This window comes from Novosphingobium sp. 550D (genome assembly GCF_057401885.1).
In genome coordinates this window covers 2,063,399-2,088,586 of record NZ_CM171613.1, presented here as the reverse complement: position 1 = coordinate 2,088,586, position 25,188 = coordinate 2,063,399, and the positions used below count along the sequence as shown (strand labels likewise).

Sequence of the window (25,188 nt, the reverse complement as noted above, 5' to 3'; positions counted from 1 at the left end):
TTATTCATAACATTTATCCCGCCCTCGTCAAGCGCCCTTGCACGATGCCATGCCGGCCATTTCAGCGCCCATGACAAAACAGCCCGCCGCGGCATGATGACCGGGGCGGGCTGTTTGAAAACCGAATATATTTCAGTCGTATCAGGCCATGACATCCACCACATCGGCCCGTGCATAGGCCAACAGGATCTGCATCGCACGGCGCGCACCTGCGGCGTCCCCGGCCGCAATCGCATGATGCACAGCCTCATGTTCGGGCAGCGAATTGCGCGGCAGGGGCGAGTTGCTCTGTTTGAAATGGGTGGTCCAGCGTACCGCCGCCCCAACCGACCCGATCAGCGAGGTCAGCGCATCATTGCCCGCCGCCTCCAGCATGGTCGAATGGAAATCCTGATCCGCCGCCTGCCCATCGCCGCAGGCAAGGCCGTGGACACGCATCCCATCAAGCGCCACCTTCATCGCGGCCAAATGCGCATCGGTGCGACGTTCGGCGGCCAGAGCGGCGGCCTCCGGCTCAATAATGCCGCGCAATTCGAACAGGTCGCGCACGAAATTGCGATCCGGCTTTTCCGAAAACATCCATGCCAGAATATCCGGGTCCAGTAGGTTCCACCGCCGCCGGGGCAACACATGCGTCCCGGCCTTGGGGCGGCTTTCGATCAGCCCCTTGGCAATCAGGATGCGGATCGCCTCACGATAGGCGGTGCGCGATACGCCCAGACGCTCGGAAGCATCAATCTCGCCCCCCAAAGAAGAGCCCGGTTCATAGGTGCCGTTGAGAATGGCAATGCCCAGCTGGCGCGCGATGGATTGGTGGATGCGCAATCCTTCGCCGCCCTTGCGCCTGCGCGATCTGGTGGTGGTTGATGGCGGCACTGCTGATGACATTTTCGCAAACTCTCCCTGCACAAACCTTAAGCGCGCAAACCGGCCTGCGCAATCTCTGCTGCGCGCACAATCCGTAAATCGCGCCCTTATTGTGCGCAAAATTTGTTCGTTTTGGCGCGGCTATCCGGAAACAATCGCCAAGATTACGACCATTCCCGATTTGCTGCGCAGCAAATTGCCGCGCCGGCCCTCTCACCCCTCGCCCACAAACATCGACCTATCCTCGGCAAAAGCCTGGTTCAAAACATCGATCACTGCGCGGATACGGGGCATATGGCGCAAATCGGCATGGACCCCCAACCATACTTCGCGCGGCGGGCCATAGCCGACGTCCAGCCGCACCAGTCCCGGATCACGGTCGGCCAGATAGCAGGGCAGGCAAGCCACACCCACCCCGGCGCGCGCCGCTGCCAATTGCCCATCTCGACTGTTGTTGCGCATGGCCACGCGGGCATGAGGCATCATTTCGACCAGCCATTTGGCCTCGCTCTGATGCGATTGATCCTCCAGCACGGTGATGATGGCATGATTGTCGCCGCTCAAATCCTGCCCATGCGTCGCCAGATAATCGGGGCTGGCATAGAGCGCGCTGGCCGCCGTGCCCATGCGGCGGGTGATCAGATCCTGACTGTCGAACCGGGTCATGCGGATGGCAATATCGGCCTCGCGCTTGGTCAGATTGAGCGAGCGGCTTTCGGTCAGCACATCCAGCGTGATCGCCGGATAACGCGCCTGTAACGCCACAACCGCGCGGGGCAGCAAAAGGTTGGCGATGACCTCCACCGTGGTCAATCGCACCACGCCCGAGAGCGCCACGTCGCGCCCCTGCACCATGCGCTCAACCGCAATGGCCTCGGCCTCCATCCGCTCTGCATTGCCCAAAACCGCCTCGCCCAGCGCGGTCAATTCATAGCCGCTGGTGGTCCGCTGCAACAGGCGGGCGCCATTGCGCGCCTCCATCGCCTCCAGCCTGCGGCTCATCGTCGATTGGCGCACGCCCAGTTCACGCGCCGCGCCCGACAGGCTGCGCGTGCGGGCAATAGCCAGAAAGCTTCGCACATCATCCCAGTCCATTTTTCCACCTTATGCGTTTTTGCATGGATGCTTTGCATTTTTAGTCGATTGTAATGCAAAAATCATTACCCTATCTCTCCCTCAACGCCAAGCCAGTCTTGGCACGGAGATGACCGATGCAGCCCACCCTCTACCTCTCCCACGGTTCGCCGATGCTGGCGCTGCAGGACCACCCGGCGCGTCATTTCATCGCGGGCCTTGGCGGCCAGCTTGAACGCCCCGACGCGATCGTCGTGATTTCAGCCCATTGGGAAACGGACGTTCCGGCGGTCAATGCAGTAGAAGTCAATGAGACGATCCACGATTTCTACGGCTTTCCGCCGCCGCTCTATGCGCTGACCTATCCCGCGCCCGGCTCGCCCGATCTGGCCGCCCGCGTGGTGGATCTGCTGGGCGATGCGGGGCTGCGCGCCGGGATCGATACCCGCCGCGGTCTGGACCACGGGGCATGGACGCCGCTGCTGCTGATGTGGCCCGAACATGACATTCCGGTGGTCCAGCTTTCGGTGCAGAGCCGCCTTGGGCCGGGACATCACGTGCAACTGGGCCGCGCTCTGACGCAATTGCGCAAGGACAACATTCTGGTGCTGGCTTCGGGCAGTTTCACCCACAACCTTCGCGCCATCAACCGCCAACTGGGCGATGGGCTTGGCTCGAAATGGGGCCCGGAATGGGTGACCGCCTTTGCCGACTGGATGGACGAGGCGCTGGTATCAGGGCGCACCTGCGATCTGGTCTCCTATCGCCGCCTTGCCCCCTTTGCGGTGGAAAATCACCCGACGGATGAACATCTTTTGCCTTTGTTCGTTGCACTTGGCGCGGCGGGCGAAGGCGCAAAGGCCACCCGTATCCACCAATCCACCGATTTGGGCATCCTGCGCATGGATGCCTATCGTTTCGACTGACCTTTACTGACCAACCCCTTCTATTTCAGGAGAATTCCCATGGCTAATGTTCTTGTGATCCGTTCGGCCGCCACTGGCGAAGCCTCGGTCAGCAACAAGCTGATCAACGCCTATCTGGCCGCCCACCCCGAAGCCAATGTCGTGGAACGCGACCTTGACGCGAACCCCGTCCCCCACGTCGACTCCGCCTCGCTGGCCGGTATCGGTCGTCAGGCCCCCGAAGGTGAACAATTCGCCGCCGCCCGCGCGCTGCAGGATGAGCTGATTGCCGAAGCCTTTGCCGCCGATGTGATCGTCATTGGCGTTCCGCTCTACAACTTCGGCATGCCCTCGACGCTCAAGGCCTGGTTCGACTACATCGCCCGCGCCGGCACCACGTTCCAGTACACTGCCGAAGGCCCTGAAGGTCTGATCAAGGGCAAGAAGGCCATTCTGGTCCACACCCGCGCCGGCAAGTATGACGATGCCGCCGGTTTCCCGTTTGCCGTCGCCCATACCAAGGCGCTGCTGGGCTTTGTCGGCGTGACCGATGTCACCACCGTCACCGCCGAAGGCATGGCCTTTGGTCCCGAAGCCGCCGAAGCCGCCATCTCGGCCGCCGTCGCTGAAATCAGCGCTTTGTAAGGAACGTCCCCATGTTTCGCTCTTTGATCGCCGCCGCCCTGATCGTCGCCCCGGTTGCTGTGTCCGCACAGTCGCCGGTGGCCAACCCCGCCCCTGCCGCCGTACAGGCCGGGGACTATACGGTCGAAACCAGCCACACCCGCGTCCAGTTCACCGTCAGCCACATGGGCTTTTCGGACTGGTACGGCGATTTCACCGGTGCCACCGGCTCGCTGGTCCTTGACCCCAAGGCGCCCGCGAAGGCCAAGGTCGACATCACCATCCCGGTAAGCAGCGTTTCGACCACCAACGCCACGCTGGACGGTGAATTGAAGAGCGATGCATGGTTTGATGCGGCCAAATATCCGCAGATCCGCTTCACCTCGACCGCGGTGACGCCGACCGGCCCGCGCACCGCCAATATCGCTGGCAATTTGACGTTCCATGGCGTGACCCGCCCGGTCGTGCTCAAGGCCACGTTCCTGGCCAGCGGCGTCAACCCGTTGAGCAAGGGTTACACGGTGGGCTTTAACGCGACCACCTCGCTCAAGCGCAGCGATTTTGGCGTGAAGACCTATATTCCGCTGATCAGCGACGAAGTATCGCTGCGCATCAGCGCGGCCTTTGAAAAGGCCAAGTAAGAGCCCCCCGTCGACCCTTCTTCCCATCCCCCCTCGGAAGGGTCGCACAAAGCCCCCGCCCGGCATGTCCGGACGGGGGCTTACTCTTTATGGATTCAGCCGCGCCGCCCAATCGTGGGCCGCGCTGGCATAGACATAATTGGCATCGCAAATCTTCAGGTCGGCCTCGCTGATGGTGGCGATGACGGAGGCTTTCGCCACGTCGGGATCGGCGGCGGGGATTGCAGGAATGTCGGCACCGTGATCCGTGGCGGCGCGGGCGGGATCGGATGAGTGCGCGGGCTGCACGCGGTGAGCGGCAATATAGGCAGCAAGGCGAGCATCGCCCTGCGCCAGAGCGGCGGCATGATCGGCATCAGCATCATCGGCAAGGCTCCTGTATCGCGCTTCGGCGGCCAGTTTCGCGGCTTGGGCAGCGTCGCGCTCGGCGTTCCATGCGGCCTGTGTTGCGCGGGCCTTTTGCGCCCATTGGCCGGCGCGCATCGCCTGCCACCCGGCAAGCGCGAGTGCGACGATCGCAACAGCCGCCCAGATTCGCGCCGCCGATCCGCCAACCCAGCGGGCCACCCCGCCCATCGCCGAGGCAACCCGTTTGAACCCACCCGCCAGCCACAGAAGAAGCGCATTGGTGAACATGAAAACAGCTCCGTGAAGCCGGACAAATTCGCCTTTTGCGAATCGTCCGGTTTCACAGAACTATCAGCGCCTTGGCCGTGTAGGACAGGAATTTAACCTAAATGGTGAATTTACAATTGTACCCTCAACCCCACCTCAAACCGGCGCGGCGCGGCGGGGGCAAGGAATGTGCTGTGCAACAAAGGCCTTTCGCCATCGATGACCGGGCCGCTGAAAGGACGCCCGACAAAGGCGCCATTGGTGTCATAGCCGCTCGCCCCCAATTGCGCGGCGGTGGCGTAATGGGCGTTCATCAGGTTGGTGATGCCAGCCTGTATCGTCACCCCCCGACGCGGCCGGATTTCCAGCGCGGCATTGACCACGCCATAGCCATCGGTCTTGCCCGAACCCAGATAATAGGTGCCATCGGCCCGGTGCAGATTGTTTTCATTGCCCCGCGCATAAACGCCGCTGGCCGCCACCAATTCCCCGCGCAGGGTCAGCCATGATGCGGCATCGAAACTGGCCTGCGCCTTGAACAGATGACGGGGCAGCAGCGGCAGGCGGTCGCCGGTTCGCACATCGATCTCGCCTTCAAAACCGGGGGCGGCGGCGTCATTGCTGCTGTTCGATCCGCCATTCACGGTCAAAGGCGTGCGATAGGTGGCGTCGAGCAAAGTATAGCTGCCCGACAGTTGCAGTCGCCCGAAACGTGCCCCGCCGCTGGCCTCAATGCCTTGACGGCGGGTGGTGCCGACATTGGCGAAATAGCCGAAACCGGATGCCCCGCCCGCAATGAATTGAATATCGTCACGATTGTCGCTGCGGAACGCCGTCACGCGCAGGTTCCATGCCTTGCGCTCCAGCGTTGCGCCCAACGAGAAGCTGCGCGCCACCACTTGCCGCAGCGGCGGATCGCCCGCCATCGCATTGGGCAGGCGGCATGGCGCCGCCGGGTCCGAACAGCCCAGTTCGACCGCCGATGGCGCGCGCGAACTCTCCCCCGCCTGCGCCGTCAGGGTCAGGCCGGAGCCGACCGTCCAATCGACCATGGCCGACGGGTTGAAACGCTGAAACACCGGGTCGGCATCGAGCGATCCCGTCCCGCCGCCCGGTGTAATCTGGTCACGGTTGCGCAATTGCGTGCGGTCATAACGCCCCGCCAAAGTCACCCGCACCCGATCCGAAAGCGCCAGAACATCGGCGGCATAGAGGCCAAGGCTGGAAATGCGGCTGTGCAGATCGACCCGCGCGTCAAAGGCATTCTCGCTCGACTGGCTACCGTCGGCATAGGCACCGGGGCCGTCAACCACGGCCACCGAATGATCGGGCAGGAGATAGCCAAACTGGCTGTTCTGAATAAAGCGCGCCCGCGCCTGCGCATAGCTGGCCCCGATGGTCAGGCGCTGCTCCACGCCCGCCAATTGCCCCGCCCATGCCAGTTCGACCGCCCCGCCCCATTCCTGCTGGCGGGTGGAGGAACGGGTGAACAGACCGTTGCACTTCTCATTGGGCTCATCATTGAGCAGGACGTTGGCGATGCAACGCCATTTCGGAAACGCCGTGTTGGCCTGCGTTTCGCCGCTGGTGGGATAGCCGGTGTACCCTGCCGCCGCCAAAGCCGCGCGTTCGGTCGCATTGGGTTGATAGAAGCTCTCGCCCAGCGCGTCCTCATTCATGTCGCCATTAACGCTGCGAGTGACAATGCTGCGCCAGAACACGTTGGCCGACAGGGTCAGGCGGTCCGACAGCTTCTTATGCCCCGACAACATCGCCTGCGTCGCAATATTGCGGGTATTGTCGGGCGAGGTGTAAACACTGCGCCAATCGCGGGCCAGCAGGCGATAGTCCTGAAGCCCATTGCCATTGAGGTCCGATTGCGCGCGGTTCAGGGTAAAGGTCACGCCGCTTTCGGCCCCTTCCCAGCCCAGCTTGGCCAGCCCCTTCCACGCCTTGCTGGCCGAGGTATAGCGCCAGCCATCCTCACGAAACCCCTCGATCGCGCCATACCAGTGCAGACCGTTTCCCGCCTTGCCGCCGGCCTCCAGACTTCCGCGCAGACGGCCATAGGAGCCCCCCGCCACGGACACGGCCACGCCCGGCGCGCTGCGCCCGTCCTTGGTGCGGATGTTGAGCGCGCCGCCCAGCGCATTGCGCCCGAATTGCGGCGCAGCACCTTCGATCAAGGCCACCTGATCCACCGCCACCGAGGGCAGCAGATCCCAGCTCACCACCTCGCCAAAGGGCTGGTTGGCGCGCACACCATCGACATAGACCGCCATACCCTGCGGTGTGCCCAGCAAGGGCGATGCGGTATAGCCGCGAAAGGACAGGTCGCTTTGCAGCGGGTTGCCCTGAATTTCATTGATGACGACGCCCGGCGCCTGACGCGCCAGCGCATCGTTGAGCGCAATCGCCTGAATCGCCCGCAACGCCTTGGCATCGATCAACACGCGCCCGCTATCGCCCACGCTGGATAATGGCGTGCTGGCGCTGACGACGATAGCATCATCTTCGGCGGCGGCATCATTGGCCGCAAAATCTCTGGCCAACGCATGAACCGGCAAGGCCCACATCGCCCCGCCCAGCAAAAGCGCAAAACGCCCCTTCATCAACCTCTTCCCCTGTGCTTGCCCGATCCATCGGGTCGCGTGATGCCCTTGGGCTATCATGGGAATGGTCGGGCAACCTTAGAACGGCCTCAGACTGGCAAAGGTATAAGACGCAGCAATTTTCTAAGTATTTTCATCTATTTCAATCACCATACCGGCCCCACGCACCGTACGAAGCTGTAATGAAGGCGCCGCCAGTCCCAGCCTCTTGCGCAGAGACGACAGGACAACATCAAGCGCATTGTCCGTGACCGCCGCATCGCCCCACACCGCATCGATCAACGCCCGGCGTGAAACCACCTGCCCCCTTGCCCGCAGCAGGGCCGAAAGCACAGCCACGCCCTTGGGTTCCAGATCAAGCCTTTCGCCCGCCCATCGCGCTTCATTGGCCAAGGGATCAATCTCCAGCGCGCCCAGCACCAAGGGATCGGGGCGACGCTGCGCTGCATGGCGCTCCATCACCCGCACCCGCGCCACCAGTTCGGCAAAGGCAAAAGGTTTGGCCAGATAATCATCCGCCCCGGCGGCAAATCCATCCAGCCGGTCATCCAACCCACCCCGCGCCGTCAGCATCAGCACCGGCAAATGGTGCCCGCCATCGCGCAAGGCACGACAAACATCCAACCCGTCGCCATCGGGCAGGCCAAGGTCCAGCACCACCGCATCGACCCCGCCTTCCTGCACCAGCGGCAAGACATCTCCGCCCCGGCGCAGCCAGCGGGCGGCAAAACCCGCAGCGGTCAAACCCTGCGCCAAGGTGCGGCCGATGGTCACATCATCTTCGACAACCAGGATCATCCCATCGACTCCAAAGGCATGGTCAACACAATACGCGCACCGCCGCCCGCCCGGTTTTCGGCGCGAATTGTGCCGCCATGCTGATCGGCCACCCATCGCGCAAGGGCAAGGCCAAGGCCCGTGCCGCCGCGATGACGTCCTTCCTCGCTTTGATAATAGGCCTCGAAAATCAAGGGCAAATCCGCCTCGCCCATGCCGGGGCCATGATCGGCGATGGAGAGAATGGCATGAGAAGTTTCGACCGTCAGCGTGATTTCCACCGCGCCGCCGGGATCGGAAATCTTCAGCCCATTGTCGATAATCGCCAACAAAGCCTGCCCCAGCCAGCGTCCATCGGCCCGGACCGCAAATGGCTCCGACGGGCGTTCATAGAGCAAGGCAACATCCACCAATCGGGCAAATGGCCCCGCCGCGCCAACCGCCCCGGCAACAATGTCGCGCAGATCGCAAGAGGCCAGTACCAGCACCGGCTTGCCTTCCTCGGCGCTGGCCAGACTGAGCATTTCATCGATGCGGTGGGAAAGGAACTGCGCCTGCGCCACGACATCGCCTAGCGCGATGCGCGGATCGCCCCCCGCCGAAAGCGTCACTTCGGCCAGCGAACGCATCGCGGTGACGGGGGTGCGCAATTCATGGCTGGCCTTGGCAAAGAACAGGCGGCGGGATCGATCGACCGCCTGCAACTGGGCGGTGCGGGCGGCAACTTCGCCCTCCAGCGCGCGATTGGCCCAGACGAGGCGCCAAAGACCCGCCCCCGCCGCAACCAGAGCCACAAGAGTCAACAGGCCACCCAGCAGCAGCATCCGTTTGCGGCTATGGTCCAGCGCGGCTCTGGCGGCCACCACCTCGGCACGCTCATCGGCCAGCATAGTGACCAAGAGCGCCGGATCGCCGGGGTTTCGTGCCAATTGGTCGATGCGGGCCACTTCATCACTGCGCGTGGGAGAGCCGAGTGCTGCCTCCTGCGCAATCAGGGCGCGATATTCGGCAAGGCGCGGGGGATATTGCGCGGCAGGCTGTCCGACAAGGCCGGCGATCAACCCGGCCTGTCTTTCGGATAATAGCGCGATTTCGAACTGGCGCGCGCCCTGCCGCAGGCTGAAGACAAAGCCCGCCATCAATCCGGCCAGCGCGGCTGCCATCACCAGCCACCCGGCAAAGCTGCGCGCCAAGGGCATCGGATTGGGTGCGGTTTGCGCCATGGGCTGGGGTTCTCACGGTCGAGGCCGGACGGCAAGCCCCATCAACCATATGCACCTTGTCCCAAAGTCTCATTCGCGCCGGAATGGTCAATCGTGATAGGATGGCGCCATGACCGATACAGCCCGCCAGATCCCGATCAGCCCCGCCGCCCAATCCGCGCTGGACCGGTTGCGAGCGCAGCATGGTCGGTTGGTCCTGCATGTGACCGGCGGGTGTTGTGACGCGGGAACGCCGCTCTGCCTTGCCGAGGGCGACATTATTCTGGGCCAGAGGGACCAGTTGCAGGGCGTATGCGACGGTGTGCCGCTGTACCGCATGGCCGATGATGCGGATCAATGCCCGGTGTCGCTGGAACTGGACGTGGAGCCGGGTCGCGCGGTGGGCTTTTCGCTGGATATTGGCGACGGAACGCGTTTTGTATTAAAGGGCTAGAACCCCCGGCGAATTTACTGCGCAACCCCAAAACGGGATTGCAAAGGGCCGAGGCCCTTTGCCCGCCGGAGGCCCCCTAAACCTTTACTCTTCACCCATCCGCAACGCGGCAATAAACGCCTCCTGCGGAATCTGCACATTGCCATACTCACGCATACGGGCCTTGCCCTTCTTCTGCTTTTCCAGAAGCTTTTTCTTGCGCGTGATGTCGCCGCCATAGCACTTGGCGGTCACGTCCTTGCGCATGGCGGCGATGGTTTCGCGCGCGATGACCTTGCCGCCGATGGCCGCCTGAATCGGGATCTTGAACAGGTGGCGCGGGATCAGGTCCTTCAGACGTTCGCACATGTGGCGCCCGCGTTCCTCGGCCACGCTGCGGTGGACGATCATGGACAGCGCATCGACCGGCTCGTTGTTGACCAGAATGCCCATCTTGACCAGATCGCCTTCGCGCAGGCCAATCTGTTCATAGTCAAACGAGGCATAGCCGCGCGAAATCGACTTCAGGCGGTCATAGAAGTCGAACACCACTTCGTTGAGCGGCAATTCATAATTCACCTGCGCACGCCCGCCGACATAGGTCAGGCCCGTCTGGATGCCGCGGCGGTCCTGACATAGCTTCAGGATGCTGCCCAAATATTCGTCGGGCGTGTAGATGGTCGCCTTGATCCACGGCTCGTCGATCTGTTCGATGCGGCTGGGATCGGGGTAATCGGCGGGGTTGTGCAGCATGACCTCGCCCGCGCCATCGGTGCGGCTGGCACGCAATTGGATGCGATAGACCACCGAAGGCGAGGTCGTGATCAGGTCGAGGTCATATTCTCGGCTCAGGCGTTCCTGAATGATTTCAAGATGCAGCAGGCCAAGGAAGCCGCAGCGGAAGCCAAAGCCCAGCGCCGCCGAGGTTTCCATTTCAAAGCTGAAGGACGCATCGTTCAACCGCAGCTTGGCGATGCTTTCACGCAGCTTTTCAAAGTCGGCCGCGTCCACCGGGAACAACCCGCAGAACACCACCGGCTGCACTTCCTTATAGCCTGGCAGAGCCTCGGTCGCGCCGCCCTTGACCGTGGTGATCGTGTCACCGACCTTGGCCAGTTCGACTTCCTTGATCTGGGCGGTGATAAAACCGATCTCGCCCGGCCCCAGTTCGGCCAGTTCCTCGCGCTTGGGCGTAAAGCAGCCCACGCGGTCGATCAGATGTTCGGTGCCGCCCTGCATGAACTTGACGTTCAGGCCCTTGTTGATGACGCCGTCAATCACGCGCACCAGAATAACCACGCCCAGATAGGGGTCATACCAAGAGTCGACCAGCATCGCCTTGAGCGGCTTGGTCCGGTCGCCCTTGGGCGCGGGGATCTTCTTGACGACGGCCTCAAGGATTTCCTCGATGCCGATGCCCGACTTCGCGCTGGCCAGCACGGCCTCGCTGGCGTCCAGACCGATCACTTCCTCGATCTCGGCCTTGACCTTTTCCGGCTCGGCGGCGGGCAGGTCGATCTTGTTGATGACGGGCACGATTTCGTGGTCATGCTCGATCGACTGGTACACGTTGGCCAGCGTCTGGGCCTCGACCCCCTGCGCCGCGTCCACCACCAGCAGCGCGCCCTCGCAGGCCGCCAGCGAACGGCTGACTTCATAGGCAAAGTCCACGTGGCCCGGCGTGTCCATCAGGTTCAGCTCATAGGTTTCGCCGTCATGGGCCTTGTAATTCAGCCGGACGGTCTGCGCCTTGATGGTGATCCCGCGCTCTTTCTCAATGTCCATATTGTCCAGCACCTGCGCGCTCATTTCGCGCTCGGTCAGGCCGCCCGTGAACTGGATCAGCCGGTCGGCCAGTGTGCTCTTGCCGTGGTCAATATGGGCAATGATAGAGAAATTGCGGATCTTGGACTGGTCGGTCATGGAATGTCTTTATCAAAAGGGCGCGGGAAAAGGGGCAGGAAACCCCACCCCGCATCGAATCGCAGCCGTTAGCAGCCTGCTGGATGGATGGCAAATGGCCTGCGCCGTTTGCCATCCATCCAACCACTTACCCCGCCTGACGATAGGCCGGCGCTTCGCCGTCGCGTTCCTGTGGGCCAAACAGGCTGGCGCGGGTGATGACGCCCGTGCCGTCAAAGGCCACCGGTTCGGCAAAGACCACGCCGGTCCGGCCATAGCGGCTCCAGCGGACGGTCGCGCCGACGCTCAGTTCATCGGACAGTTCGATCAGCATTTCCATGCCCATCGGCACGTCCATCAAACCTTCGAACATCGCGCCATTTTCCGAAATGTTGCGGATCGTGGCGGTATATCGGCGCCCCTGCGCCTCCAGCATGACCTTGCGCAACATGGTGCGGCGCGGTGCGCGGGCCGAACGGGGGCCGCGGGCTTCGATGGTGCCGCCCTCGCTCAACCGCATATCGGCCTCGTCACGCGGCAGGGGTTTGGAGAAGATGTAGCCCTGAACGTGGCTGCAACCCAGTTCGCGCACCAGATCGAGTTCGTCGAGCGTTTCCACGCCCTCCGCCGTCGTCTCCATGCCCAGCGCATCGGCCAGGCTGACGATGGAGGCGATGATCGCGCCATTACGGCTGCCGGGCATGGTGGCGCCGCGCACAAAGCTCTGGTCGATCTTGATCTTGTCGAAAGGCGCCTTTTTCAGATAGCCGAGCGAGGAGTAGCCGGTGCCGAAATCGTCCAGCGCCAGACGCACGCCGATCCGCTTCAATGCCGTGAACATCGCGTCGGTATTGGCGCTGTCGTTCAAAAACACGCTTTCGGTGATTTCCAGTTCCAGCCGCGCCGGATCGACCCCCGCCGCCGCCAAGGCATGCGTGATGATCGTGGGCAGCGCCGGATTGGCAAATTGCAAGGGCGATACATTGACCGCCACGCGCACATTTTCCGGCCAGCGCGCCAGATCGTGACAGGCCGTGCGCAGCGCCCATTCGCCGATCTGGGTAATAAGGCCTGTGTCCTCGGCCACCTCGACAAATTTGGCGGGCGACAGCCGGCCCAGCGTCGGGTGGTTCCACCGCAGCAGCGCCTCAAACCCGCTGATCTTCTGCTGGCTGAGCGCGACCGACGGTTGGTAATAGAGTTCCAGCCCACCATGGGCCAAAGCATCGCGCAGATCATGTTCAAGCTGGCGGCGCTCCTCGGCGTCGGAATGCAATTCCTCGTCATAGAAGTGATAGACACCGCGCCCGCGATCCTTGGCCGCATAGAGCGCAAGGTCGGCGTTGCGGATGATCGCCTCGCTGGTCACGCCGTCGTCGGGGGCCATGGCGATGCCGACGCTGGCGCCGATCACCACGCGCGCGCCTTCGATCGAATAGGGCTGTGAGAGATTCTCGATGATGCTGGTGGCCAATTGGGCCAATTTGTCGCGCGGCGTGCGCCCCGGCAGGATGACCTTGAATTCATCCCCGCCCAGACGGCCCACCCGGCCCGCCTCGCCCACCGTGCGCAGCAAACGCTGGGCCACCTGTTTCAGCAAGGCGTCGCCCGCCGGATGGCCCAACGTGTCATTGACCTGTTTGAACCGGTCCAGATCGAGCAGGAACACCGCGCAGTCGCGATGGTCAGCTTTGGGCGCGGAAAGGATCTTTTCCAGCGTCTGGCTCATCTGGAAACGGTTGGCCAGACCCGTCAGCGAATCGAAATGGGCAAGGCGCGTGGCATGCTGTTCGCTGCGCCGCTTTTCGGTCAGATCGCTGCCCGCACCGCGAAAGCCCAGGAAATTGTTGAAAGCGTCATAGACCGGGCGGCCATTGACCGCCCACCACTGTTCATCCCCATCCTTGGCCGCACGCAGCGCCAGATCGGTAAAGCCCGAACGCGCATTGAGATGGAACAGAAGACTGCGTTGACCGGCTTGTTCCTGCTCCTGCATGATAAAGAGTTCGGTCAGCGGGCGCCCGATCAGTTCGCTTTCCTCACGCCCCAAGAGGGTGATGATATTAGGCGACACATAGGTCAACGCCCCCTTGCGATCAGTCTCCCAGAACCAGCCTTGGCCCGTCTTTTCAAATTCATTCAGCAATTCTTCGGCCCGCATCTGGGCATGGCGCATTTCGCGCTGTTCGGCCTGACCAGCGCGGTCGATGCCCAACTGACGCATGGCCGCCACCAGACCAATCGCCCCGCCCAACAGCAAGGTCACGATCGTATAGACCGACCCCATTTCCAGCGCGATGGGCGTCCACAGCGCCAATTTGGCCGCCACCATCGTGAACAACCGCCCCGACAGCGTGACCGCCATGACAAGACCCACGACCAGCAAGGCACCAATCAGCAAGACCGGCTCGGTCAAAGCGCCCGATTTGTACCACAGGCCAAGCCCCGCACCGAACAGCATCATCGGCACCACAACCGACACGGTCATCGCCCCGATGCGCCAGCCCAGCGGGCGGCGACTGGTACGTTCAAACGACACGAAAAGGCGCGCGGCGGCCACCATGACCACCGCGGTAACCAGTAGCCCCAGAATTTCAGGATTGGGCATACGGAACTGGTTGAGCGAAAGCATCAGCACCGCAATGCCCATGGCAATCGCCGTCATCGACCAGCCTTCGGAAATCAGGAAGTATCCCAAATAGGCTTCACTTTCGCGCCGCACCGGGTCGCTTTTCCGACGCAGATGCGTGACATCGACGGGCGCGCCTTCGGCTTCGGGCGGAAGGCTGGCGCGACGCCGCTCGGTCGCGGGGGTCGGCGCGGGCGTTTCATTTTTACGCAGCAGGGCTTGCGCCCGATTCGATTTGGTCACGCCTGATTTGCCTCTGTGGGAAATTGAGGATCCATGGCGGCAAATTGCGCGAAAGCCTTTTAAATCACGTTAAGGACATATGCAGAGCAGCCGCTCCTGCACCAAAGCCTCCGCTTAACCCGGACCGGCTGCATCAAGGCTTGCCATGGGCGGCAAACAGGTATGTGATAAGAATAAACGCGACAGCGCCCGGACCAACCGGGCCAGAGCGGGAGAGTATCGGCGTGCGCCACCCGGCGTCCGCCCCAAAAAAAGGGAGTGCATCAGGCTCATGCTGCATCTTGCCATTATCGGTTCGGGTCCTGCGGGATATTATACAGCCGAGGCGGCTCTCAAACGGTGGGGCGATGATGTCCATGTCGATATTTTCGATTTGCAACCGGTGCCCTTTGGCCTGATCCGCAGCGGGGTCGCCCCCGACCATCAATCGATCAAGGGCGTTGCAAAACGCTATGATGCCGTGGCTCAGGCCCCCAATGTCCGCTTTATCGGCAAGGTGGCGGTGGGGCGCGACATCTCGATTGGCGAATTGCAAAACCTTTATGATGCCGTGGTCTTGGCCACAGGCGCCCCGGCGGACCGCGCATTGGACATTCCCGGCGGCGACCTAGGCAATGTATTTGGCAGCGCGGGCTTTGTCGGATGGTATAATGGCCATCCCCATTTTGCCAAATTGAACCCCGATTTTTCCGGGCAACATGCCGTCGTCATCGGCAATGGCAATGTCGCGCTCGATATTGCCCGCATTCTGGCCAAGGTGCCGGGCGAGTTTGCCGGATCGGATATTGTCGCCCATGCGCTCGACGCGCTGGCCACATCGGGCATCCGGCATGTCACGATTTTGGGGCGGCGCGGACCGCATCAAATTGCCATGACGCCCAAGGAACTGGGCGAACTGGCCCATCTGGAGCGGGCAAGGCCGCATGTTTCGCCCACGGATTTGCCAGCGGAGAGCGAGGATGCCGCGCTGGAACCGGGCCTTCGCAAATCGGTTCAGCATTTGCGCAACTTTGCCGCCATGTCCGGCGAGCAAGTTAGCGCAAAGTCCTTCACCATCACCTTCGACTTCTTCGCCGCGCCCAAAGCTTTGCTGGGCACGGGCAAGGTTGAGGTGGTCGAGGTTGAACGCACCGCCCTGGTCGACGGCCGCGCGGTGGGCACGGGCGAAATCTATCGCGTGCCTGCCGATCTGGTCATTTCGGCCATCGGTTATCGCACCATCCCGATTGAGGGTGTGCCCTATGACACGTCGGCGGGGCGATTCTCTAACGAGGAAGGGCGAATCCTGCCCGGACTTTATTGTGTCGGATGGGCCCGGCGCGGGCCTTCGGGCACCATCGGCACCAACCGCCCGGACGGTTTCGCCATCATCGATCGCATCGGCGAAGATTTTGCCGCCCCCAACAGCACCAAACAGGGCCGCGCCGGTTTCGAAGCTTTGGCCCATGCGCGCGGGCTTGATTTCGTCACCTTTCGCGATTGGCGCAAAATTGACGAGGCCGAAATTGCCCGCGCCCGCGATGGCGCCCCGAGGGAAAAATTCGTGGCCTTTGATCAAATGCTTGCAGCGGCGGGAAAACACTAAATCCTTGTTTGCTTAACCCTGAATTAGTCATTTGCCCCTATAACTCGCCGCCACAGAATGAGGTGGGGAGTGACGAGTTGCAGGCCGGTAAGAAACGGAATGAGTCACAACAATCCCCGCTGATGCATTTACGTGTGCGGTGGCGGCGAATGTTGTCGCCCTTTACGGCGCCCGTCCCGCTGCAAGTGGCCGGCGAGATGATCAACCTGCAATATGAGCGAGTCAGTTCACACCTGCCCTGGCTCTGCCTGCTGCTCAGCGTGCATTCGCTGGCCATGGCGCTGGCCCTGCGCGGCAATCTTCCGCTGTGGGAACAATGGCCCCCCGCGCTTGCCATCTCCGCGGCCTGTCTTTTTGTGCTGATCCGTAATCGCCTGCGCCATCGCCGCCATCCACACATCCCCCGCGCACAGGCCTATCGCCATTTGCGCCGCGCCGCCATCATGGCCGCGCCGGTCGGGTTGGTGGCGGGCATGTGGGCGGCCAATGCTTTTTCACACGCCACGCATGATTATTGCATGGTCGCGCCGGTGTTTATCGCCATCGCCGCCTTGACCAGCGCATCATGCCTGCTGGGCGTGCCGCGCGCGGCCATTGCGGGCATGGTTGCCTCCATTGCCCCCATCGCCGTCAAACTGGCGCTCTATGATTCGTGGGGGATGCGCGCCCTGGCCCTGATGCTGGTCCTGATGACGGCGATGCAAATCCATGTCGTGCTGGACAAATTCAAGGAAACGCTGGCCATGCTGGAACAAAAGCATCAGGCAGTCCGCGCTTCTCTGACCGATCCGCTAACGGGGCTGGATAACCGGCTGGCCTTTATGCGCATGCTGGAGGAACGCCTGCGCCTTGACCGCCCCGTCATGCTGGTGCTGGCCGATCTGGACGGGTTGAAAATCGCCAATGACACGCATGGCCATCTGGCCGGTGACGCCATCCTGACCGAAACCGCCCGCCGAATGAAGCGACTTGGCGCCCGCGCGCTATGCGTGGCGCGGCTTGGCGGCGACGAATTCGCCATGCTCTATGACGTAGCTCGTGGTCAGAAACTGGCGCTGGGCGAAATTGCCGCGATCCGGGCGAGCCTCTCCCTCCCCATCGTGTGGAACGATCGCATCGTCTCCATCGGCGCCAGCTTCGGCACCGCCATCGGCCCGTTGGAAGGCGCCAGCCCCGCCGCCATCATCCAATCCGCCGACGCCCGCCTCTATGCCGACAAAGCCGCGCGCAAGAACACCGTGCCGCGTGTTGCCCCGCAGCGGTTGTGGCGGGTTTAAAATTTGCCTCCGGCGGGCAAAGGGACTGGTCCCTTTGCAATCCCGTTACTGTCTTGGTTGCGCGTCAATTGCCATGTTGTGCTTGGGTGCGGAATGGCTGCTATTTAAAGCCGCTTCGCGGCGTGGGAATGTCCGAAAAGTCAGGGGGAGCGGACTTCAGGCCCTGATCTCAATCTGGATGCCGTCAGGAACCAGCGTCCAAATTTCTTCGATCTCAGCATCAGTCACCGCGATGCACCCACGCGTCCAATCCAGTTTTCTGTGCAGCCCGCCAAGCCAGCCCAAGCCATTGCGTATGCCATGGATCATGACATCGCCGCCCGGATCAACTCCAAGCCGCTGAGCAACATTTCTCTGCTGTTCAGTTGGATACCCAACACGCAACGAAAGATGGAAGGCACTTCGCGGATTTCGACCAGTAATCCGATAAATTCCTTCTGGAACTTTGTTGTCTCCCGCCATGGATTTGGCCTCTTTGCCACCTCGCCCGAGTGCGACCCGATAAGTCCTGATAACACTGCCGCGATTGAACAGCCGCATCAGATGGAGATGCTTTTCGACCACGATATAGTCGATCGTCGGCTTCGTAACCGGAGCCTGAACCGGTAAGACAAAATAAATCCCGCTGACAGCAATTACTGCAACGATCGCGAGCGTAGAGCTTATCAAAATCCATCGCAATAAATTGGACATGGTCATGACTTAAAAGCTGCCTTTAACGTCCGCAATAGCACCGTGTCCGGAACGTCTCATTTCTTTCCGCGAAGCGGCTTAACAGTCCTTCCCACCCCCAACCACAACGCCGCCTCCATGGCGCCCCGCCGACAATATCGGGATTGCAAAGGGCCCCCGCCCTTTGCCCGCCGGAGGCAAAAACAAAAAAAGGGGCGGAAACGCCCGAAAGCCTTCCCGCCCCATATTCAATTCAAAATCAAACGTCCGATCACACCCGCATCGGCATCAGAACATAGAGCGCGGGGCTCTTGTCGCTCTGGCGGATCAGGGTCGGCGCGCCGGCGTCGGCAAGGTGGAGTTCGACATTGTCGCCGTCGATCTGGTTCAGGATGTCTTTCAAATAGGTCGCGTTGAACCCGATCTCAAAGCCGGTCGAACCGTAATCGGCGGGCAGCTCTTCAGCCGCCGTGCCATTATCGGGCGAAGTCACGGACAGCGTCACGCGGTCGGTTTCCAGCGCCATCTTCACCGCACGGGTCTTTTCCGTGGCAATCGTCGCCACGCGATCCACCGCTTCATAAAAGCTCTTGGGATCGAGGCGCAGCAGCTTGTCATTGCCGGTCGGGATCACGCGGTTGTAATCGGGGAACGTGCCGTCGATCAGCTTGCTGGTCAGCACCACGCCTTCTTCACCGCCCAGCGAGAAGCGGATCTTGCTGGCCGACAGATCGACGATCACATTGCTTTCGCCATGTTCGTCCAGCAGTTTACGCAGTTCGGCAACGCATTTGCGTGGCACGATCACGTCGGGCATGCCATCGGCGCCTTCGGGCTTGGCCAAGGTAAAGCGCGCCAGACGGTGACCATCGGTGGCCGCCGCCTTCAACTCTTCATCCGTAACATGCAGGAAGATGCCGTTGAGGTAATACCGCGTTTCCTCGGTGCTGATGGCAAAGCGGGTGCGATCGATCAGCTGGGCCAGCGTGGCGGCGGGCACTTCAAAACTGGTGGGCAGATCACCCTCGATGATGACGGGGAAATCGTCGCGCGGCAAAGTCGGCAACTGGAACCGGCTGCGCCCGGCCTTGATGACAAGGCGGTTCTCGGCGGTTTGCAGCGAGACCTGCGAACCATCGGGCAGCTTGCGCGCAATGTCGAACAGCAGGTGGGCCGACACGGTGATCGCGCCGGGTGCCTCGACGCTGACGGCGGGCAGATGCTCGACAACCTGAAGATCAAGGTCGGTGGCCATCAGGCGGACCGAGCCGCCATTGCTGGCCTCGATCAGCACGTTGGAAAGGATGGGGATGGTATTGCGCCGTTCCACCACCGATTGCACATGGCTCAAACAACGCAGCAGGGTCGCGCGTTCGATCGTGGCTTTCATGGCGTTTCTGTTCCCAAACTGTGTGGCGGCCAAAAGCAGGCCCCAAGCGTAAAACCGGCCCGAACCGGCGGGATAGACCGGAATCGACCAAAACAGCCGCCAATTCGGACGACCTTCCTAACGCACCATCGGCGTGCAGCAAGCGTTTCGTGACAAAGGCGCAGTGATTCTGGGGATAAATCCGGGGGTTTTGAAGGTTTGGTAAGTTTTAACGACAGGTTTTACCGCTTTGCGGCCTCTTCCCGGCCGATCAATTCGACCATGCCCGACGCCTTTGAGTCGATGGGCCGCATCACGGTCGGGTTACCGCGATAGCGCCGCCCGTCAAAACGCATCGCCACTACGCCCGATTTCCACCCACCGCCGCCAATCCCCACGGCCAGATCGCGATAGGCCCGATGCCGCCCCGGCAGAATTCCCACAGGCATCTGCACCACCGGAATACGCGCCAGAACCACGTAATCCAGCCCCCTGGACTGTAACACAAACAGCGCGCATCCCCCGCTGCCGCACCAATCGGGGCCGGTTGCGTAAAGGAACTGTTCGGACCGCCCGTCGCCATTAAGATCAGCCTCTGCCCAGCGGAAATCATCCACCTGCAACTGATATTTGGCATATCCGCGCAGCAGTTCCGAGGGCCGTGCCTGAGCCGCTCCGCCAAAGGTTACGGCCGCAACAAGCATCAAAAATAGGCGTGCGGTCCGGCTCATGCCCCGATCCTATCACAACACGCGGCGTCGGCCCAACAGGCGCCGCATTCGCCCCTGCACCATCCGCGCCCAGACCAGCGGCCCTCCGATCCGCGCCTGCCCCTGCGCCATACGCTCGACCAGTATCTCCACCGGGCAAGGCAGGCGCGTGACCGGGTCGAAATAGCGCGGATAGAGGATCAAAGTCGCGGCCACCAGCTCATCAAGACTGCAAACCCGCCCACGACGCGGCAAAGCGGGTGCCAGATCGCGGGTCAGCCCCCATCCGGCGTAAAACGGCTGGCCGTGAGTGACGACCTCCACCCCGCGCAACAGGCCCTCAAACCCCGCCAGAGAGGAAATGACGTGCAAACCATCCACCTGTTCCAGCAGGCTGGCAATCGGCGCCTCTCGCTCGATCCTGTCGGCATAGAGCAGAGCCTCGGCATCGGGGATCGCTCCCTTGCGATGGCCCGCCTCGACATCGGGATGCGGTTTATAGAGGATTTCCGCCTCCGGTTCGATCTCCCTCGCCCGGATCAACAACGCGCGATTGTCCCGCCCCGCCCCGCCCAGCAGTACCGCGCGATCATCCTCCACCTGTCCCGTCACCAGCACACGGCGGCGGGTTCGCGGCGGCAGGGAAACACCCCCGCCCGCACCATATTTACTCACCCCTTTGGCAATCAGGCTGGCGCGCAGACGGGCCGCCCGCTCCAAAATGTCCGGCGCAAAACCGCCCCGCGCCAGCATCGCCTCCAGCCCATTTTCGCGCGTCGGATCGATATAAGAACCCGTCGGATCCACGATCACCGAAAGCGGGGGCACGCAATTTGCGCCAAGCCCCGTCGAGCGGATAAAGCCATCCTCCACCTCGCCCAGAACGACCCCGCGACGGGACAGGTTCTGTGCCAGCCCCCGTCCGCAGCGTGCGACCCATGCCAGCGCGTGATCGCCCATTTTCAACCCCGCGCCGTCGCGACGATAGGCCACATCCATCCCATTCCAGAGCAGCGCATCGAGCGTCGCCTTCTTCCACCCGGCAATGCCGAAAATGGCGACAATCCTTCGATTATCCTCGATCATCCGGCGCCATTGCCCCAGCAAACGCGCGGCTTCGACAAAGCCCATCGGCGCGCCAGTAAAAGGACTATGCGGAACGCCCTGCGCCATAATCGCCTCTGCCCCATGCCCTTTGCGCAGGGCGTCCACCAAGGCGCATTCCCCGGCATCGCCCCGCCCCGCCCAAGGGTCATTGTCCAGCGCCCAGAACGCGCCGCCGACGCGTTCCTCAGCCAAGGCTTGCGCCACCAGTTGCGGATCCTCCTCCGCCGTGCCGGGGGCCAGCAATGGCCCGGCGCGGTGGCGCGGAAAGGGCGGGATGCGCAAAAAAGCCATCAGGCCGCCGGCAATTTCACCGCATCATCAACCGCCTGAATATCGCGCAGGAAAGGCTCCAGATCCGCCAAAGGCAAAGCGCAAGGCCCATCGCATTTGGCCGAGACCGGATCAGGATGCGCCTCCAAAAACAGGCCCGCGATGCCCACGGCCATACCGGCTCGTGCCAAGGCCCCAACCTGCGCACCGCGGCCATCGGCGCTGTCCGCACGCCCTCCGGGGCGTTGCAGCGCATGGGTCACATCAAAGATCACCGGAGCGTAATCCTTCATCTGATCCATGCCCAGCATATCGACGACCAGATTGTTATATCCAAAACACGTGCCCCTTTCACACAGCAGCACGCGCGCATTCCCGGCTTCTTCGCATTTATTGATGATATGGCGCATTTCATGAGGCGCCAGAAATTGCGGCTTTTTCACGTTGATGACCGCGCCCGTGCTGGCAATCGCCTCGACCAGATCGCTCTGTCGCGCCAGAAAGGCGGGCAGTTGCAGGATGTCGGCCACCTGCGCCACGGCGGCGGCCTGATGCGGTTCATGCACATCGGTCAACACCGGCACGCCGAACACCTTGCGCACCTCCTCCAACAGCGTCAGCCCGCATTCCAGCCCCGGCCCGCGAAACGAATGCAGCGAGGAACGGTTGGCCTTGTCGAAACTGGCCTTGAAGACAAAAGGGATGCGCAAACGTTGCGTCACACTGACGAAATGGTCCGCCACGCGCAGCAATTGATCGCGATCCTCGATCACATTCATCCCGCCAATCAGCACAAAGGGCCGGTCATTGGCGAACACGATGCTTTCATTCAGACGCAGCTTACCCTCCCCACGCTTGGGAAATTTGGCAGCCAGAGCGGATGTTGTGTTTTCTTGTGACATGGCGTCCACGTTTAACCGATCCAGCCCGTCAGTCGATACCGCGATGCGCCAAAATGGCTTCAATTTCTGGCACATCCTGCGGATTGTTCAATTCAATACAATCCCATGACGGTGCCGGATGGCGGCTCACGATGATGGGCGCGGCGCCTTCCAAAAAGCGCAATTGCTCCAGCCCCTCCAACGCCTCCAGCGGCGAGACAGGCTGGGCGGCGTACCAGCGCAGCGCGTCGGGCCGATAGGCGTAAAGGCCCAGATGCAGCAGCACCGTCTCATGCGGCGCGGCATGATCGGCGGGAATGAAGGGCAGCAATCGCTTGGAAAAATAGATCGCCCGCCCGTCCTGTGCCGCCACCACCGTGGTGCCCCCTACGCGCCCCGCCGCCGCATCACGCGCCAGATGGGCATAGGTGCCCGCATTGGTGTGCAGCGCCGCCGTGGCCATCGCGGCATCGGGACGGCTGGCCAAAACATTGACCAGATCGGGGATCAATTCCGCAGGCGTCAAAGGCGCATCCCCCTGAAGGTTGACCACCACATCGACCGGGGGCAATTGCCCCATAGCCTGCGCACAGCGTTCCGTTCCGTTGCGGCAATCGGAAGTGGTCATCACCACCTGCGCCCCAAAATCACGCGCAACTTTGGCAATGCGCGCATCATCTGTCGCCACCCAAACGCCGATCAGCCCCGGCGCCCGCACCGTCATGGCCGCGCGCCAGCTTCTTTCGATCAAAGGCCGCGCCCGGCCATCGGCCCCGCGCAGCATCGCCAAAGGTTTCCCCGGATAGCGGGTGGATTCGTAACGGGCCGGAATGACAATCGCAAAGCGGGTCACGCGCCTTCCCCTCCACCTTGCCCCAAACCCATGCGCAACAGGTCATGCATATGGACGATCCCAATGGGAATTGCCCCAGCCTTGTCCAGCGGATCGACCACAAAGGCCGCGGTAATCTGCGCTTCATTCATAAAGCGCAGCGCATCGACCGCCACCATGTCGCCATACAGCGATCGCGGCTGGCGCGTCATGACATCGCCCGCCGTTGCTTCGGATAATTTATGAAAATGGCGCCGCAAATCGCCGTCCGAAATGACGCCCAGCAATCGCTGCCCATCATCCACCACGCCGACAAGACCAAACCGATGGTCGGAAATCACCGGCACGACATCGCGCATCGCCGCATCGGGCCGTACCAAGGGCAGCTGCGCCCCCTCCATTACCTCGCTCACCGGGGTCAGGCGTGAACCGATTGCGCCACCAGGGTGCAGCGCCCTGATCTCTCGCCGGTTGATCCCGCGCTCCTCCATCACGCACAGCGCCAGCGCATCGCCCAGAGCCAGTTGCATCACAGTCGAGGTTGTAGGGGCAAAACTGTCCTCACACGCCTCTGGCAAGTCGGGCAGGAGCAGCAGGATATCGGCCATTTCGCCCACCATGGATTGTGCGCGGGCCACCATCCCGATGATCAACACACCCAATTCACGCGCGCGGCGCATGACGGGCGCCAATTCCCCGGTATTGCCCGAATTGGACAGAACCAGCAGGACATCCCCCGCCATCATCATGCCCAAATCACCATGCGACGCCTCGGCCGGATGGAGGAACAGGGCGGGCGTGCCGGTCGCCGAAAAAGAGGCCGCAATCTTACGTCCAATATGGCCCGATTTCCCCATGCCCGATACGACCAATCGCCGACGCGCATGGGCAATCAACAGGCAGGCCCGGCAAAATTCATCATCCAACCCATCGGCAAGATGGCGCAGCGCCTCAGCCTCCTTGGCAATGATGGCGCGCCCGCGATCCTGGGGCGACGCATCCTTGGGCGGCCTGACAAAATTACGCGGGAATACAGTATCGTTCATGTGGTCCGGCAACCCTTCGGGTGGCGCCTTCGCCGTCAAACCGGGACGAAGGCAAGGCGGGCCAACCGCCCTTCAGACCTACACGCTTACGCTTACAGAGCCTTGGCGACGAGCCAAAGAGCATCGCTTTCCCAGCTAATCTCCTCCAATCCGGCCGCTTTGGCGCAAGCTCCGGCCGGCACTTCCTGCCCGCGGACCATGACCAACCCCTTCATCGGGACCACAACCAGCGGGCCTTCGGGATAGCGTTCCAGCAATTCCGGATCGGCCACCCCGTTGATCCGGTCCAGCCGGAAATACGGCCCGTCCACCAAAGGCACAGTGCCAGTAGCAGGCAAATGCTTGTGCCAGCGCGTCAGGTCATAGACCTCACCGCGCGACACCGCGAGCCCAGCGTCGAGGTGCAATTCACGCGGGCGGCCATAATCGAACAGGCGATAGGTGATGTCGCTGTTCTGCTGAATCTCGATAACGCCCACGCCCGCGCCGATGGCATGCACCGTATTGGCCGGAATGTAGAAGAAATCGCCCGGCCTGACCTTGTGCCAGACCAACATATCCTCGATCCGGCCATCCAGCGCGGCCTCGCGCAAGGTATCGGTATCCACCGATTCGTGAAAGCCGATGCCAAGGCGCGCGTCATCCTGCGCCGAAATGACCAGCCAGCATTCCTCCTTGCCCTGACGGCCAATGCCCTGGGCAAGGGTTTGGGTGTCGCTGGGGTGAACCTGAACCGACAATTTGTCGTTGGCAAAAATGTATTTCACCAGCAATTCAGGAATTTCAGAAGGCGGCTCGAACCAGATCTCGCCAATGCGCGAGCCTTCGGGCGCGACAAAGGGTTGCGGCAAAACATCGCAACCCCAAGGCTTTTCCACCTGCCGGATCGGCAGCAGAACCTCGCTCAAACCCGCC

The 25,188-nt window shown here is 62.1% G+C and carries 22 protein-coding genes; 6 read left to right on the top strand and 16 right to left on the bottom strand.

All coding sequences use genetic code 11. The features are described from left to right. Positions 1-141: 141 nt before the first annotated feature. Positions 142-888 carry a FadR/GntR family transcriptional regulator gene (locus AC2S2E_RS09815; protein WP_476102640.1) on the bottom strand — a complete coding sequence of 249 codons (747 nt, stop codon included), beginning with the start codon at positions 886-888 and terminating at the stop codon, positions 142-144. Between the two features lie 192 nt (positions 889-1,080). Further along, complete coding sequence (locus AC2S2E_RS09810) at positions 1,081-1,962, bottom strand: LysR family transcriptional regulator (RefSeq protein WP_486522184.1); 882 nt, start codon at positions 1,960-1,962, stop codon at positions 1,081-1,083. A 116-nt stretch (positions 1,963-2,078) separates the two neighbouring features. Here AC2S2E_RS09810 and AC2S2E_RS09805 point away from each other — a divergent pair, with 116 nt between their 5' ends. Genes AC2S2E_RS09805 through AC2S2E_RS09795 form a run of 3 tightly spaced genes read left to right on the top strand, consistent with a single transcriptional unit; the run spans position 2,079 to position 4,111 of the window. Further along, on the top strand, positions 2,079-2,867 hold the full coding sequence (locus AC2S2E_RS09805) for a DODA-type extradiol aromatic ring-opening family dioxygenase (RefSeq protein ID WP_486522183.1): 789 nt from the start codon (positions 2,079-2,081) through the stop codon (positions 2,865-2,867). Positions 2,868-2,906: 39 nt separating this feature from the next. Next, positions 2,907-3,491: an FMN-dependent NADH-azoreductase gene (locus AC2S2E_RS09800; protein WP_476102647.1), complete on the top strand. Its 585-nt coding sequence runs from the start codon at positions 2,907-2,909 to the stop codon at positions 3,489-3,491. 11 nt (positions 3,492-3,502) lie between these two features. Beyond that, positions 3,503-4,111 carry a YceI family protein gene (locus AC2S2E_RS09795; RefSeq protein WP_476102649.1) on the top strand — a complete coding sequence of 203 codons (609 nt, stop codon included), beginning with the start codon at positions 3,503-3,505 and terminating at the stop codon, positions 4,109-4,111. A gap of 87 nt (positions 4,112-4,198) precedes the next feature. On the opposite strand, the gene AC2S2E_RS09790 is transcribed toward AC2S2E_RS09795, so the two are convergent. The 4 genes from AC2S2E_RS09790 to AC2S2E_RS09775 all read right to left on the bottom strand — a co-directional run bounded on the left by AC2S2E_RS09790 (position 4,199) and on the right by AC2S2E_RS09775 (position 9,338). After that, positions 4,199-4,747, bottom strand: coding sequence for a hypothetical protein (locus tag AC2S2E_RS09790; protein ID WP_486522182.1), 549 nt, complete (start codon positions 4,745-4,747; stop codon positions 4,199-4,201). 110 nt (positions 4,748-4,857) lie between these two features. Then, positions 4,858-7,338, bottom strand: coding sequence for a TonB-dependent receptor (locus AC2S2E_RS09785; protein ID WP_486522181.1), 2,481 nt, complete (start codon positions 7,336-7,338; stop codon positions 4,858-4,860). Positions 7,339-7,461: 123 nt separating this feature from the next. Then, on the bottom strand, positions 7,462-8,136 hold the full coding sequence (locus AC2S2E_RS09780; protein WP_476102656.1) for a response regulator transcription factor: 675 nt from the start codon (positions 8,134-8,136) through the stop codon (positions 7,462-7,464). Then, positions 8,133-9,338, bottom strand: a complete 1,206-nt coding sequence (locus AC2S2E_RS09775) for a sensor histidine kinase (protein WP_486522180.1) — start codon at positions 9,336-9,338, stop codon at positions 8,133-8,135. The genes AC2S2E_RS09780 and AC2S2E_RS09775 overlap by 4 nt, the downstream gene beginning before the upstream one ends. A 109-nt stretch (positions 9,339-9,447) precedes the next feature. On the opposite strand from AC2S2E_RS09775, the gene AC2S2E_RS09770 reads away from it, so the two are divergent. Further along, complete coding sequence (locus tag AC2S2E_RS09770) at positions 9,448-9,771, top strand: DUF779 domain-containing protein (protein WP_486522179.1); 324 nt, start codon at positions 9,448-9,450, stop codon at positions 9,769-9,771. 84 nt (positions 9,772-9,855) lie between these two features. Here AC2S2E_RS09770 and lepA read toward each other — a convergent pair whose 3' ends face one another. Both lepA and AC2S2E_RS09760 read right to left on the bottom strand, forming a co-directional pair. Continuing rightward, on the bottom strand, positions 9,856-11,673 hold the full coding sequence (gene lepA / locus AC2S2E_RS09765) for a translation elongation factor 4 (protein WP_476102664.1): 1,818 nt from the start codon (positions 11,671-11,673) through the stop codon (positions 9,856-9,858). 127 nt (positions 11,674-11,800) lie between these two features. Further along, entirely contained in the window at positions 11,801-14,524 is a 2,724-nt protein-coding gene (locus tag AC2S2E_RS09760; RefSeq protein WP_486522178.1) for an EAL domain-containing protein, read from the bottom strand. Positions 14,525-14,795: 271 nt separating this feature from the next. Here AC2S2E_RS09760 and AC2S2E_RS09755 point away from each other — a divergent pair, with 271 nt between their 5' ends. Together AC2S2E_RS09755 and AC2S2E_RS09750 are read left to right on the top strand one after the other, a co-directional pair. Continuing rightward, complete coding sequence (locus tag AC2S2E_RS09755; protein WP_486522176.1) at positions 14,796-16,109, top strand: FAD-dependent oxidoreductase; 1,314 nt, start codon at positions 14,796-14,798, stop codon at positions 16,107-16,109. A 149-nt stretch (positions 16,110-16,258) separates the two neighbouring features. Further along, on the top strand, positions 16,259-17,386 hold the full coding sequence (locus tag AC2S2E_RS09750; RefSeq protein ID WP_486522175.1) for a GGDEF domain-containing protein: 1,128 nt from the start codon (positions 16,259-16,261) through the stop codon (positions 17,384-17,386). Positions 17,387-17,542: 156 nt separating this feature from the next. Here the strand turns inward: AC2S2E_RS09750 and AC2S2E_RS09745 are convergent, their stop codons facing one another. From AC2S2E_RS09745 to AC2S2E_RS09710, 8 genes are all read right to left on the bottom strand, one after another. Beyond that, positions 17,543-18,079: a L,D-transpeptidase family protein gene (locus AC2S2E_RS09745; protein WP_476102671.1), complete on the bottom strand. Its 537-nt coding sequence runs from the start codon at positions 18,077-18,079 to the stop codon at positions 17,543-17,545. A gap of 250 nt (positions 18,080-18,329) precedes the next feature. Next, on the bottom strand, positions 18,330-19,448 hold the full coding sequence (gene dnaN, locus AC2S2E_RS09740; protein WP_476102674.1) for a DNA polymerase III subunit beta: 1,119 nt from the start codon (positions 19,446-19,448) through the stop codon (positions 18,330-18,332). Between the two features lie 221 nt (positions 19,449-19,669). Continuing rightward, a complete protein-coding gene (locus tag AC2S2E_RS09735) occupies positions 19,670-20,158 on the bottom strand; it encodes a hypothetical protein (protein WP_486522174.1) in 489 nt (162 codons plus the stop codon). Positions 20,159-20,170: 12 nt separating this feature from the next. Further along, complete coding sequence (locus AC2S2E_RS09730) at positions 20,171-21,535, bottom strand: capsular polysaccharide export protein, LipB/KpsS family (RefSeq protein WP_486522173.1); 1,365 nt, start codon at positions 21,533-21,535, stop codon at positions 20,171-20,173. Next, a complete protein-coding gene (gene kdsA, locus AC2S2E_RS09725; RefSeq protein ID WP_486522172.1) occupies positions 21,535-22,416 on the bottom strand; it encodes a 3-deoxy-8-phosphooctulonate synthase in 882 nt (293 codons plus the stop codon). The genes AC2S2E_RS09730 and kdsA overlap by 1 nt, the downstream gene beginning before the upstream one ends. A 28-nt stretch (positions 22,417-22,444) precedes the next feature. Continuing rightward, entirely contained in the window at positions 22,445-23,248 is an 804-nt protein-coding gene (locus AC2S2E_RS09720; RefSeq protein WP_486522170.1) for a 3-deoxy-manno-octulosonate cytidylyltransferase, read from the bottom strand. Continuing rightward, positions 23,245-24,273: a KpsF/GutQ family sugar-phosphate isomerase gene (locus AC2S2E_RS09715; protein WP_486522169.1), complete on the bottom strand. Its 1,029-nt coding sequence runs from the start codon at positions 24,271-24,273 to the stop codon at positions 23,245-23,247. Before AC2S2E_RS09715 ends, AC2S2E_RS09720 begins: the two co-directional genes overlap by 4 nt. 92 nt (positions 24,274-24,365) lie before the next feature. Next, positions 24,366-25,181 (bottom strand): class I mannose-6-phosphate isomerase, encoded by an 816-nt coding sequence (locus tag AC2S2E_RS09710; RefSeq protein WP_486522168.1) that lies wholly within the window; start codon positions 25,179-25,181, stop codon positions 24,366-24,368. Between the last annotated feature and the right edge of the window lie 7 nt (positions 25,182-25,188).